The sequence below is a fragment of the Microcoleus sp. CAWBG640 genome (genome assembly GCF_020883015.1).
Lineage (GTDB): Bacteria > Cyanobacteriota > Cyanobacteriia > Cyanobacteriales > Microcoleaceae > Microcoleus > Microcoleus anatoxicus.
Map to the genome: position 1 here is coordinate 92,533 of NZ_JAHRFC010000007.1, position 13,105 is coordinate 105,637.

Consider the following 13,105-nt stretch of genomic DNA (forward strand, 5'->3'; position numbering starts at 1 on the left):
GGTACATGACTGATGGGGGAGTGAGAAATTATGCCCGTTAACTCTCCCCAGAACCTTAATCAAAAATATTGATGGTTATTCCCAGTTTATATCTTTACTTTCTACTACAAACCCATTGTTTTTTGCAACTGCTTGAGGGATAGTGTTTGCCGAAAATTCCACAACTTGATTTGGTTGTTGAAACCACTCAGCATAAGTGGGAGTCAACTCATCAGACAGCGCTTTGAAAGTGCGTATTTCCGCTTCTAGCTGGGCTGCTATCTGATTAATCCGCCTGGCTTGTGCTTCCAAGTGCTTTTCCCCAGTTTGAACTTTATTTTCTATATCTTGCCAGTGCTGTTGGGCTAGCATTTTGTCCATTTCAGCTTGTTTATATTCAAATAAAACCTGTTTTTGTTGCAATTGCTTTTCCAGAGTTCTGATTTCTCGGTCAATCTCTTCGAGTTGCTGCAACCATTGTTCGCCAAAAGCAGCATTTTGTCGGTGGAACTCGGCAATAGCTTCCGGGGTATTGTTTTTGGGAAAGCTGACTGTGACGCGGCAGGACGAGCGCTGTTTGTAAAGTTTTTCCCGCGACTCTTGCAGGGTGGCAATTTCGGCTTGCATGGTGCGGACTTCTGTTTGGAGTTCTGGCAGTGTCTGACTCATTGTTTCAATTAGTGGACCTTTGCATAGATTTTAAGCTAATTGTTGATTTTTCTGACAGGTCTCCGAGAGTTCTCTGTTAGAATTTTTTTAGTTGAGGGCGATCGCGGGTGCTGTCTAGGCATAATGTCGCATAATTTTTGGCACAATGGCCAATGACATATTGCAAAATAATATTAAGATTGTAGTGGATTGGGAGGATGATTTGAATATTTATATAGCAATCCTCGCATCACGCGCCGTGAATTTCTTACTCCCTCCCCTTAATAAGGGGAGGGTTGGGGTGGGGTAAAAAACTTTACGAATGCTATAGCAATCCTAAATCATTTGTGAATTTCTTACTCCCTCCCCTTAATAAGGGGAGGGTTGGGGTGGGGTAAAAAACTTTACGAATGCTATATAATTTTACTGGCAAAAATAAAGTTAAATTAAGCTGTGATATTTTGATTTGTATACTTAAAACTCTAGTCAATTTTTCCACCTTTTGATAAGGTGATAATGATTTATTTAAAATCAGGAACGGGAGCAAATGAAAATTACTGGTCAATTACTTTTAGGATATTTAACTGGTGCTATTTTCTGTCTAATCGGCTCTATTAATTTGAAATTATTGCCAGGAAACGCCGCCAACCAATACGGTAATTTTTCTGTAAACAGCAGTCAGGTATTGCCTCAGAATTATGACGATTCGCCAGGGGATTGGGGAGCTACTCCTGCTGGCAAAGTCGATTTAGTTAACAAATCCGATGGCATTAAGGTGAGGAATTCCTCTACAGATTTTTTTATAGATACGGATACCAATAAAAATCCAACAGATAATTATAGTTTAAATCAGATAGCTTATTATCTGGCTTTTATGTCAGTATTAGTTTCTTTATTGATGAGAACTAATATGGCGAGTATGTTATTAAAGGCGATCGTAAAATTTAATTTAAATGGGAAAAATATTAATAGTAACTCAGCCAAAAATCTCAATTCAGAAGCGAGAAACAACGAGCCGAATATAGGGCATACTATTGCGAAAATGACTCAAGATTTGCAACAAACTGCCGAATACGCTCTGGATATTTTTGAAGATATTAGTGTATCAATCGTTGCCACTACGCCCACCGGGAATATTTTATCGTTAAATTATGCTACCTGCCAACTCTTAGGATACTCGAAAAAAGAGTTAATCGGGAAACCCATAGCCACCATTTTTAAGAAAACAGAATTACCGCTGGCTGGGCGAGACACTGAAAATTTAACAGCGGGAGATTCTGTCCGCAACGTCGAGAAAGTTTATGTGTCGAAACATGGCAGAAAGATAATTGTACTCCTATCTATTTCCACTATTCGCGATGGAAAAGGCGAGGTAAGTGGCAAATTATATGTAGCCCAAGATATTACGGAAAACAAGCGGGTAGAAAGAGATTTGCGTCGCAGTGAAAAAAAGTTTCGACAACTGGTAGAAACTGTGAATGCTGCTGCATTTATCTATCAAGGCAGACAATTGCGCTATGTCAATTCTCAAACGGAAGCTATTACGGGATATAGTCGCGAAGAATTGTTATCAATGGATTTGTATGATTTAATTCATCCTGAGTTTCGTTCCGTAGTTAAAAAGTGGGGAAAAGTTAGCGAACATCGCAAAAAAGGTAATTTAAAACATGAAATTTTACTTATTTCAAAAAGCGGAGAGGAACGTTGGATAGAAGCAACATTAGATCTGATTAAGTTTGAGCGAAAAGGTTCTATATTAGTCACTGCTTTTGATATTAGCGATCGCAAATTATCAGATTTAGAACTAGAAAGGTCTCTTTCCTTACTGCAAGCCACCATTGAATCCACTGCTGATGGCATTCTTGCCGTTGACAGCCAAGGAAAAATTCTCACCTTTAATAGCAAGTTTGCCCAAATGTGGCAAGTGCCGGATTTCCTGCTCGATTCCCGCTCTAATAATCAAATTTTAGGGTTTGGAATTAATCAATTAAAGTATCCAGAAACTTTTCTCAAACGCTCTCAAGAATTGTCCGAGCTACCGGAGTTAGAAAGTTACGATATCATCGAATTAAAAGATGGTAGAATTTTTGAGCGCTACTCTCTACCACAGCGCACGGGAGGAAAAATTAGTGGCAGAGTCTTTAGTTTTCGGGATGTCACGGAACGGCTGCGCGCTGAAGAAGCATTGCGTAAAAGTGAAGAACGGTTTAACCTGCTGACGCGAGCGACAAATGATGCTGTTTGGGACTTAGATTTGGTGAATGAAGAATTATGGTGGAGCGAAGAATTTGATAAATTATTTGGTTATAAAATTTATAATAATCAGACTATCAATTTGGGATTTTGGTCAGATAAGATTCATCCCGAAGAACGGGAAAAAGTGATAAATAATTTCAATAATACCCTAGCAGGGGAGGCTCAATATTGGTTAGAAGAATATAGCTTTCGCTGTGCGGATGGCAGATATGTTTTTGTGCTAGACCGGGGCTATATTATCCGTAATGAAAGTGGCAAAGCGGTGCGGGCAATCGGCACTATGATGGATATCACTGAGCGCAAACAAGCTGAAGAAATTATTCGCTATCAAGCTGTTTACGATCAACTTACTGGCTTGCCTAACCGTATACTTTTTAACCAGCGACTTTCTACGTCATTAAAACAGCTTAAAAATAGCAAAAAAATATTAGCTGTGATGTTTTTAGACTTAGACAGGTTCAAGAAGATTAATGATACCCTAGGTCACGCAGCGGGCGATCGACTGTTGGAAATTTTTGCCGCCCGCATCAACGACACTTTGCGAGGAACGGATACGGTGGCCCGCTGGGGTGGGGACGAATTTACAGTGCTACTACCAGACATCAATTCGCCGGAAGATGCAGTCAGAACTGCTCAAAGAATACAAGAGAGTTTAAAGCCTGTATTTAAACTGGAAGAACAGTCACTGCACATCACTAGCAGCATCGGGATTGCTCTCTATCCCGATGATGGAGAGGATGCGGAAACTTTAGTGAAAAATGCAGATGCTGCTTTGTACCGGGCGAAAGAAAGGGGAAGAAATAACTATCAGTTTTATAACTCAACAATTAATCCTCAAGGCAGTCAGTTGCTGATTTTAGAAAGTAAGCTGCATGATGCTCCTGAACAAGGAGAATTTGAGCTTTACTATCAGCCAAGAGTGAATATTACTACTTGGAAGATACAGGGCATGGAAGCGTTGCTGCGCTGGTATCATCCAGAATTAGGTTTGATTTATCCCAATACGTTTATTCCGATCGCGGAAGAGAATGGGCTAATTGTATCGATTGGGGAATGGGTTCTGGAAACTGCTTGCAAACAAAACAAAGCTTGGCAGGATGCTTTACAGCCAGATTTACGGATAGCAGTTAACTTCTCGGCGAGGCAATTCCAGCAATTCAATTTATTAAAAATGGTGTCGGATTGCTTGGAAAAAACTGGTCTAGAACCGAAGTATTTAGAGTTGGAAATAACCGAAAGTACCGCGATGCAAGATATGGAGTATACGAAAAAAGTGCTGACGCAGTTGCAGAATATGGGAGTGCAGATTGCGCTGGATGATTTCGGAACGGGTTATTGTTCTTTAACTTATCTCAAAAAATTTCCACTTAATATATTGAAAATAGACAAATCTTTTGTCAGCGGGCTGACCAATGACCTGTCGGAAAGGGCGATCGCCAATGCTGTAGCCACTCTGGGGCGAGACTTGAATTTGAATGTGGTGGCAGAAGGGGTGGAAACGAAACAGCAGTTGGAATGTTTGCGATCGCTCCATTGTCAAGAAATTCAAGGCTACTACTTTAGCCCTCCCCTATCAGCCAATGATGCTACTAAAATTTTGATCGATTCTCTGTTGAAAAAGGCAAAAATTGCTTGAGAAGGAGGGGTGAGGGCGTTCGGGCTAAGTGAGAGCCTCTGCATCTTTGGTAGAACCGATTGTGCAGCAATTACTTGTCTTGTCTTTCTATTAGACATCGACCATATTTCCTGTGGGGAGTAGGGGTTAGGCATCCTACCTCCCTTTGACAGCCTTTTTTGGAGACGTCTATTATACGATCGATCTGCGTAACAGCTTATTGTCAGCTTCGTTAACTCTGCCCCTGCTTTGACTCAGTAGATTGATCTGGCTCTGTATTCTGCTCATTCGATCGTGTCTCATCTGGTTTTTGGATTTGCTTAAGATGAATTTCATTCACCTGATTGATAAAGTTTTCTATTGCCATTTTTGTCATTTGTTGATGTTGGGCTTCGTCGGCTACATCATAACAACGATAAGCCGGACTCACTCCCAATATAAATTTCTCCTGTTCCGCTTCCAACAATTCCACAGTCGTGTTAGCAGAAATCCAATTCTCCTGAAAAGGAAAGGAGGTAACTATACTGGCGACTATTGAGGCGACAGCGGGACAAATTACGGGCAGCCACTTGAGCAAAGTTTGACCTGGTTCCAATTTGTCTACCAATACTAAAATTGGTGTGACTCCCGATAAAATAACGGTTGCCAATTGGAAAGTATAATAAATATTTCTCGAAGTCTCTCTAGTCTTTTTATAGTCGTCAATCAACTCCTGGCAATATCGTAAAGCCTTTACTCTCACGGGAGTTGTCAGATTGTATTCTGAAGAATTATTCGGGTTCAACAGATAACTATATAATTCAGCTTTTCTTCCGAGTTCTAACTGATTAGTAAGATTCCTAGAGTTCTGAGCCAATTGTCTATTGGTCAGAAACATAAAAATAAAGCTAGAGAGAAAAACAGCTCCCCAGATAACGACAAGTTGATTGTCTGGAAAAACTCTGGTAAGGATGCATACACCAGCAAAAGCAGCTAGGGATAAATACTCAATAATTTTCAGGAAAGATAACATTTGTGGATTTGATGAGACTGTATTGGAAATCTCGGTCTGGTTTTTCTGTGCAGAAGTAGTCATAAAAAAGCTCGGTAAGTGGGCAACTCAGAGTCTTTAGACCTGAGAGGGAAACTATAAGGGGGACTTTAGTCTCCCTCAATCCCCTTTCGGGGTTGGAGAGGTATGGTTGCCTCTCCTGTGAGGTATGGTTGCCTCAATCTCCCTTTCGGGGTAATGCGGTGCACGCTCGCGTAGTCGAATGTGTTCGCTTCGACCTGGTTATAAAGGCTTGTTAAGCTTGCAATTTCTTACAAGCGAGCGTGGCGTTGACTCAGGGAGTTCCTGACTGCCTTGTAGTTAATTTGGCGATCGGATACAAGTTTAGCTGATTGGTGTTCCTACCTCAACCGCCAGATTGACACTCCGGGCGCGTGAACGCGCGGGGATTCTTGGTTCAACCAGTCGGCTTGCCCGTTGATGTCAGCGAGTTAAAAATTAAAATAGTGTGCAGAATAACGCACTTGTGCCAAAAGACAGAGGAAAATATCGCTACCCAACAATAGAAAATTTGTCTATGCAGCCGATTCGTACATTTAACGTTTCCCCTTCCCTACCCACAATTCTCGAACCCCTACGCAAGCTTGCCTACAACTTGCACTGGGACTGGAACGTAGAAACCAAAGACTTATTCCGCCGCCTCGATAGAGACCTATGGGACTCCAGCAACCAAAACCCAGTGCTGATGCTAGGGACCATTTCTCAAGAGCGACTGCAAGAAATGGCAGAAGACAAAGGCTTCATTGCCCAAATGAACCGAGCCGCCCAGCAGTTAGAGGATTATCTCAAAAATCGCGCCTGGTACCGCAAACAGCGGGGCACAGACCTGGAAGAATGCTACGCTTACTTTTCGATGGAATTTGGCTTGGTCAAAGCCCTGCCCATTTATTCCGGGGGTTTGGGCGTCCTGGCTGGAGACCACCTGAAATCTGCGAGCGATTTGGGATTGCCCCTCGTCGGCGTGGGCTTGCTTTACCAAGAAGGCTATTTTTCGCAGTATCTCAATGCCGACGGTTGGCAACAAGAACGTTATCCGCTTAACGATTTTTACAATATGCCGCTCCATCTGGAACGGAATCCCGACGGTTCAGAATTGCGGATTGAGGTAGACTATCCGGGCCGCAAGGTTTACGCGCGGATTTGGCGGGTGCAAGTGGGTACGGTGCCTCTGTACCTGATGGATACGAATATTGAACCGAACAGTCGCTACGATCAAGATATTACCGACCAACTTTACGGCGGTGATAAAACCCTGCGGATGCACCAAGAAATCATGCTGGGTATTGGTGGTGTGAAAATGCTCAAGGCTTTGGGGCTGACTGTCACTGCTTATCACATGAATGAAGGCCACGCGGCTTTCATGGCTTTGGAACGGATACGCATACTTATGGAGGAACATCACCTGAGTTTCACAGAAGCCGAACAGGTGGTGATATCTAGTAGTATGTTTACGACTCACACGCCAGTCCCTGCGGGGTTTGACTTGTTCGAGCCGAGTATGGTAATGCACTATCTGGGTCAATATCCCAAGATTTTTGGGTTGTCCCAAGAGGATTTTCTGGCCCTGGGCCGGGAAAATACGGGGGATGCCTCCGCACCTCTGAATATGGCAATTCTCGCTATCAAAATGTCGAGTTTTGTCAATGGGGTGGCGGCTTTGCACGGTGTGGTGTCGCGGCCGATGTTTGGGGGGCTGTGGCCGGGTTTGCCACAGGAAGAAGTGCCGATTACTTCGATTACCAACGGGGTTCACGCTCGCAGTTGTGTGGCTAAGTCTACTCAGGAGTTGTACGATCGCTACCTTGGCCCGGACTGGGAAATGACTCGTAAGGACGATCGCCTGTGGGATAAGATGGCTTCGATTCCTGATGAGGAATTGTGGCGGAATCACGAACGCTGTCGATCGGAGTTGGTGGTGTTCGCGCGGGAGTGGCTACAAAAGACTTTGCGGGAACGGGGCGCTGCTCCAGGCGAGATCGAACACGCACGGGAGGCTCTGAATCCGAAGGTGTTGACCATCGGGTTTGCTCGTCGTTTTGCTACTTACAAACGAGCTACGCTATTCTTGCGTGATGTCGATCGCATTATGCGGATTATGCGAGACCAAAACCGCCCGGTGCAGTTTGTGATTGCTGGGAAGGCTCACCCGATGGATATTCCGGGTAAGGAATTGATTCGGGATATTGTTCACTTCATCCGCGAACACGACACGATGAGTTCGATGGTGTTTTTGCCGAATTATGACATTAATGTCGCTCGGATGATGGTGTCGGGCTGCGATGTCTGGCTGAATACGCCGCGCCGCCCCCGTGAGGCTTCTGGTACTTCCGGGATGAAGGCTTCGATGAATGGTTTGCCGAATCTGAGTATTCTTGATGGCTGGTGGGATGAGGCTGATTATGTTCGGACCGGTTGGCCGATCGGACATGGGGAGTTTTACGAAGATACTAAGTATCAGGATGATGTCGAAGCTAATGCTTTGTACGAGTTGATGGAGAAGGAAGTTGTACCGCTGTTTTACCACCGGGATTCTGATGGAATTCCGCGCGGTTGGACGGAAAAAATGAAGGATTCTATTCGCTTGAATTGTCCTTTGTTCAATACGACTCGGATGGTGAAGGAGTACGCGCGGCGGGCTTATTTCCCGGTGAGCGATCGATTCTACACGATGACTAAGGATAATTGCGCTCCGGCTAAGGAGTTGTCTCACTGGAAGCAGAATTTGCTGCAAAAGTGGCACGACATTAAGATTGAGGCTGTTGATATTTCCCAAGATCAGGAAGTTAAGGTCAATCAGTCGATCGATGTTAAAGCTCGGATCAATCTGATGGGGTTGACGCCGGCTGACGTGCAAGTGGAACTGTATCAAGGTTCGATCGATGTTAACGGAGAAATTGTTGGTGGTGTGCCGATGGTGATGGAGTATTTGGGACAAGATGGTCACAATGCTAGTCTTTATACGGCGGACATTACCTATACTTCTAGTGGCTTGCAAGGTTTATCGCTCCGGGTTTTGCCGAAGCACGAAAATCTCAGCAGCCCCTATGAACCTGGTGTGATTCTCTGGGCACATTAGAAGGTATAGCCTTTCTCTGTTAGGTGGGTACTAGGTAATGGGTAATGGGGCATAGGGCATGGGGCATAGGGCATTACCTATTACCTATTACCAATTACCTATTACCAATTACCTATTACCCATTACCTATTACCTATTACCTATTACCTATTACCAATTCTCGACCTTACGGAAGTTGGGGAATGACAATGTAGCCGGTTTGGCGATCGCCCAAGACCAAATTCCGCTCTATTCCCCAGTACCACCAGTGAGCGCCTATATAAGCGCACAGCAAGGCATCTAGCTGGTCTTCTAAAGCTTTGAGGGTGGCAATACTGGTGGGAATTTCTAAGGGAATTAAACCGCCAAGACTCCCAGGTATCTTGCCTGTGCTAGAAGGCAGATTTAGAGAGGGTTCAAGGTTTGGTAAAATATCTCTAATATACTGGCAGAGTTTCATCAATTCTAGTTGACGTTCTGCCAGTTTTCCTTTTTTATATTTAATGATTCTGTCTAATTTAAATAAGTTTATTGTGGCTGGATGAGGATAAACTTCTATTTGATATCTGCCTAACTTTTGAGCTTCAATAGTTGGGGCGTGAGCAAATTCTCTGGCTTCTAAACTGAGGCCTAATTCTACAGTTTTTTGGGCGAAGGGGCGGGAAAGGTTGGCTGGATAACACCCTGCGTGGTAGCGCCCGAAATGTTTGTGGGTGAGTTTATCGGCCTCTCGCATTCCAGTGGCATTGGCGATGATTGTGGGGGCATCTACGGCGATGATTGCTGGTTCTGTTGGGGAGATTTGGGTTTCGATCCAGGTGAGAATGTCATTGAGGGATTGTTGGCGATCGCACTCGATTAATTCCAATCGATTGTTTTCCCAATTTAAGCAGCATAAACCACTTGCTCCAGAACTCCAACCTAAGTCTATGCCGATAAATTTCATAAGTTTTTTTAGGAGGCTTGAATACCAGCGTTGAGTTTCCGGTTAGTTTAAGGGAGATATGCGATCCATTTAAGGGGGGTTAGGGCGTGTTTTCTTTTGTCTTAGATCCCCCCAGCCCCCCTTAAAAAGCAGGGTGGATTTATTGTCAGAGGATAAATGTATCATAGTATTGCGATCGGGTTAAACCCGATCGCAAATACTATCCTAACTCGGTACATCACTAATGATTAATTGTCAAATCCCTACAGGATTAATTGTTTCTTGTCAAGCACCTACTGACTCACCCCTGTACGATCCCATCGTGATTGCTGCCATGGCTCGATCGGCTATCAATCAAGGGGCCTCCGGGGTGCGCATTGATACCCCCAGCCACATTGCAGCCGTGCGACAACAAATATCCGCCCCCATCATCGGGATTTGGAAACAGCAATTACCGGGATGCGAGATTTACATTACTCCTCGATTTGAAGACGCGCGGGCGATCGCCGATGCTGGATCTGATATCATTGCTATTGACGCTACTCTCAGAAACCGTCCCCTACCAGAAGAAGATTTAAAGACATTCATTGCTCGTATTCACAGTGAATTGGGCAAATTAGTCATGGCAGATGTAGATACCATAGAAGCCGCGATCGCGGCGGCCCAAGCAGGTGCTGATACAGTAGCAACTACTCTTTTTGGTTACACTTTTGAAACCAAAAATCTGCGCCCACCAGGCTTTGAATTACTAGCTGAAATTATCAAAAAAATCAACGTTCCAGTTATCTGCGAAGGTGGTATTTCCAGCCCAGAAATGGCAAAAAAAGCCTTAGATATAGGGGCTAAAGCTGTGGTTGTCGGTACAGATATTACGGGAATTGACAATAAAGTTGCCGCCTATAAATTGGGTATTTGTTAGTTATTATTGATTATTTATTAATTGGGGTGAATTACCTAGATTATTTGGTAGGGGCTCATCAAGTAGCGGAGGAAATTCCACCCGCCATTGCCCCTACCTAAGTCGATGGTGCATCGGGGAATGCGGCTAAATTAGTACGCCATTAATGAAGCTGCTCACTAAAGCCAAGGCGAGGGCTCCTAATACCGCACTCAACATCCCCTTCCGCAAGCTAAATCCCTCAACCAATTTAGCAGCAGTGGCAAAAATAATCACGTTCATTACAAACGCAAATAGACCCGACAGTAAGCCCAGGGTCAGCAGGTTCGGCACTAAAAAAACGGCTTTTAAAATGGGCAAAATTAAAACATTCAAAATCCCCAACACCGCCGCAGCAAATACTGCTTTCGGTGTGCTGTCAATTTCAACGCCGATCGGCAATTGAGAAATTAGCAGCAAGCTACTACCCGTCACCAGCCAAGCAATCAACAAATCAATCGGCTCCATAGCCCATACCTCCTTCACAGTTGTATTGTCAAAAAATTTGATATTTGAATATTCAAGAGCTTTAAACTTAGCTTAATCAAACAATCCCCCTAATTCCTCTACCCATCGGCAGAATCTGGGTTTGATTTACTCTGAGAAAAAAAACTACTAGGCGATCGGCAAATTTTCCCGGATGGGAACCGCTGCAACCTGTTAGTTGAAAAAAAAGAGTAGATTCAGTTATATGGCTAGTGACTTTTCTTTTAAATCTCAAGTCAAATTAGACAAAAATGCCTTGGATCATCCTGCACAGCGTCGCAGTCGATCGCTCCAAGTCATGGTTTTTATGCTCCTGGTCACTACCTTAGTTACATTGCCCCTGTTTCGGCTAGCTGAACTGCAACTGGTTCAGGGAGCTTATAACCGACAACGGGCAGAAAACAACCGGATTAGGCCAGTTTCTGTAGCGGCAGTGCGCGGTCAGATTTTAGATCGTAGCGGGCAAATTTTTTCGGCCAATCGCGTATCTCGATCGGTATATTTGTGGCCAAAAGAGCGATCGCCCCAGCAGTGGCAAGAAGCAGCCACTACACTCAGCCCCATAGTCAACATCCCTGTGGATGAAATCCTCAAAAAAATCGAAAAAGCAGGCTATAAATCTGCCCTACCAGTCCCAATTAGTAAGAATATAGATGTTGCAACCTTCGTCGCTTTGGGAGAACAAGCCAATACTTTGCGGGGGGTAGAGATTCGTGCAGAATCCAGCCGCGACTATCCCAATAAGGAATTAGCATCGCATCTTTTGGGATACGTCGGCGAAGCTACTTTAGATGAATTAAAAGCTAATCCTGGATATCCGATGGGCATGATCGTCGGTAAAATGGGAGTTGAGAAATTAGTTAATCCCAGTTTAGAGGGCGTGTGGGGAAGCCGTTTGATTGAGGTCAATGCTAAGGGTGAAGAAATCCAAGATTTAGGTGTAAAAGAGCCGATTCCCGGCAAGCCTGTACAGCTAACTTTAGATTTAGATATGCAGAAAACTGCCGAAAAAGCTTTGGGAAATCGCCTTGGTGCTGTGGTGGCGATCGATGTTAAAACTGGAGCTTTGTTAACCATGGGTAGTTGGCCGACATTTGACCCCAATATTTTTACCCGTAAGGTAAGTCAAAAAGAATGGGACCGACTGCAAGGACCTGACAAACCATTTTTAAATCGAGCAGTTCAAGGTTATCCAGTCGGTAGCACTTTTAAAATTGTCACTTCTGTAGCCGGGATGGAGTCGGGCAAATTTTCTCCTGACTCGACTTTGGTTAGTTCTTCTTCAATTACCATCGGCGGAATTTCGTTTAACGAACACGGTGCTGGTTACGGTGCGATCGGTTTCCGCGATGCTTTAGCCTACAGCAGCAATACATTTTTCTATCAAGTAGGCATGGCTGCGGGGCCGGAACAAATGGCTAAATGGGCTAAAAAAATGGGAATTGGTGGTACTATTAATTTAGAACTTTTGGGGTTAGATGCCGCCAATCACGGTCAAGTTCCGATACCATCAGAGAAACGGAAAATGTATGGAGAAGACTGGTATGTGGGCGATACGGTAACAATGGCGATCGGTCAAGGTTTGGTACTTTGCACTCCCTTAGAATTGGCTGTGATGGTATCAACTATTGCCAATGGTGGTTGGCGAGTGCAGCCACATTTGCTGGCTTCTCAAACCAATACTCCAATTACTAAAAAAGTTCAAACAGGTATTAAGCCGGCTACTTTGAATGTGATTCGCCAGGGATTGATTGATGTGGTAAAAAAAGGTACTGGTAAAGCCATGAATGATGGTACTATTCCTTTGAGTGCTGGCAAAACAGGGACGGTGGAAATGCCCGGTCATCCTGACAATTCTATGTATGTGGGTTATGCTCCTGCTGACAAACCGGAAATTGCGATCGCAGTTATAGTTGAAGGCGGTGGATTTGGTGCTGTGTCAGCGGCACCAGTCGCTCATGAGGTATTCCGAACTTATTTCCAAAAGCAAGGTTTTAAACCGACTATTAAGAAGCCTTAATAGTCATGACTAAGTAGTTATTAGTTATTGGTTATTTGTTGGTTTTCATTTGTTAGTTGTTAGTTGTTATTGGTTATTTGTTATTTGTTAGTTACAATAACCCACAACCAACAACCAACAAGCCTTCGACTTT

At 44.0% G+C, this 13,105-nt stretch carries 8 protein-coding genes; 4 read left to right on the forward strand and 4 right to left on the reverse strand.

Features of this window, described 5'->3' with window-relative positions; genetic code table 11:
* Window positions 1–75: 75 nt before the first annotated feature.
* Window positions 76–648: a hypothetical protein gene (locus AAFP11_RS05855; protein ID WP_341736172.1), complete on the reverse strand. Its 573-nt coding sequence runs from the start codon at window positions 646–648 to the stop codon at window positions 76–78.
* Between the two features lie 526 nt (window positions 649–1,174).
* On the opposite strand from AAFP11_RS05855, the gene AAFP11_RS05860 reads away from it, so the two are divergent.
* Window positions 1,175–4,519, forward strand: coding sequence for an EAL domain-containing protein (locus tag AAFP11_RS05860; protein WP_341736173.1), 3,345 nt, complete (start codon window positions 1,175–1,177; stop codon window positions 4,517–4,519).
* Window positions 4,520–4,730: 211 nt separating this feature from the next.
* On the opposite strand, the gene AAFP11_RS05865 is transcribed toward AAFP11_RS05860, so the two are convergent.
* Window positions 4,731–5,573: a DUF4231 domain-containing protein gene (locus AAFP11_RS05865; RefSeq protein WP_341736174.1), complete on the reverse strand. Its 843-nt coding sequence runs from the start codon at window positions 5,571–5,573 to the stop codon at window positions 4,731–4,733.
* A gap of 493 nt (window positions 5,574–6,066) precedes the next feature.
* On the opposite strand from AAFP11_RS05865, the gene glgP reads away from it, so the two are divergent.
* Complete coding sequence (gene glgP / locus AAFP11_RS05870) at window positions 6,067–8,625, forward strand: alpha-glucan family phosphorylase (protein ID WP_341736175.1); 2,559 nt, start codon at window positions 6,067–6,069, stop codon at window positions 8,623–8,625.
* A 166-nt stretch (window positions 8,626–8,791) separates the two neighbouring features.
* Here glgP and AAFP11_RS05875 read toward each other — a convergent pair whose 3' ends face one another.
* Window positions 8,792–9,550 carry a DUF429 domain-containing protein gene (locus AAFP11_RS05875; RefSeq protein WP_341736176.1) on the reverse strand — a complete coding sequence of 253 codons (759 nt, stop codon included), beginning with the start codon at window positions 9,548–9,550 and terminating at the stop codon, window positions 8,792–8,794.
* A 223-nt stretch (window positions 9,551–9,773) separates the two neighbouring features.
* On the opposite strand from AAFP11_RS05875, the gene AAFP11_RS05880 reads away from it, so the two are divergent.
* Entirely contained in the window at window positions 9,774–10,448 is a 675-nt protein-coding gene (locus AAFP11_RS05880; protein ID WP_341736177.1) for an N-acetylmannosamine-6-phosphate 2-epimerase, read from the forward strand.
* Between the two features lie 126 nt (window positions 10,449–10,574).
* Here AAFP11_RS05880 and AAFP11_RS05885 read toward each other — a convergent pair whose 3' ends face one another.
* Window positions 10,575–10,934, reverse strand: a complete 360-nt coding sequence (locus AAFP11_RS05885) for a phage holin family protein (protein ID WP_341736178.1) — start codon at window positions 10,932–10,934, stop codon at window positions 10,575–10,577.
* A gap of 223 nt (window positions 10,935–11,157) precedes the next feature.
* Here AAFP11_RS05885 and mrdA point away from each other — a divergent pair, with 223 nt between their 5' ends.
* Window positions 11,158–12,972, forward strand: coding sequence for a penicillin-binding protein 2 (gene mrdA, locus AAFP11_RS05890; protein ID WP_341736179.1), 1,815 nt, complete (start codon window positions 11,158–11,160; stop codon window positions 12,970–12,972).
* The last annotated feature ends 133 nt before the right edge of the window (window positions 12,973–13,105 follow it).

Bases quoted from the DNA above. Each gene is read 5' to 3' on its own strand.
- AAFP11_RS05875 (WP_341736176.1), bottom strand. From the start codon at position 9,550: ATGAAATTTATCGGCATAGACTTAGGTTGGAGTTCTGGAGCAAGTGGT.
- AAFP11_RS05860 (WP_341736173.1), top strand. From the start codon at position 1,175: ATGAAAATTACTGGTCAATTACTTTTAGGATATTTAACTGGTGCTATT.
- AAFP11_RS05885 (WP_341736178.1), bottom strand. From the start codon at position 10,934: ATGGAGCCGATTGATTTGTTGATTGCTTGGCTGGTGACGGGTAGTAGC.
- AAFP11_RS05865 (WP_341736174.1), bottom strand. From the start codon at position 5,573: ATGACTACTTCTGCACAGAAAAACCAGACCGAGATTTCCAATACAGTC.
- glgP (WP_341736175.1), top strand. From the start codon at position 6,067: ATGCAGCCGATTCGTACATTTAACGTTTCCCCTTCCCTACCCACAATT.
- AAFP11_RS05880 (WP_341736177.1), top strand. From the start codon at position 9,774: ATGATTAATTGTCAAATCCCTACAGGATTAATTGTTTCTTGTCAAGCA.
- mrdA (WP_341736179.1), top strand. From the start codon at position 11,158: ATGGCTAGTGACTTTTCTTTTAAATCTCAAGTCAAATTAGACAAAAAT.
- AAFP11_RS05855 (WP_341736172.1), bottom strand. From the start codon at position 648: ATGAGTCAGACACTGCCAGAACTCCAAACAGAAGTCCGCACCATGCAA.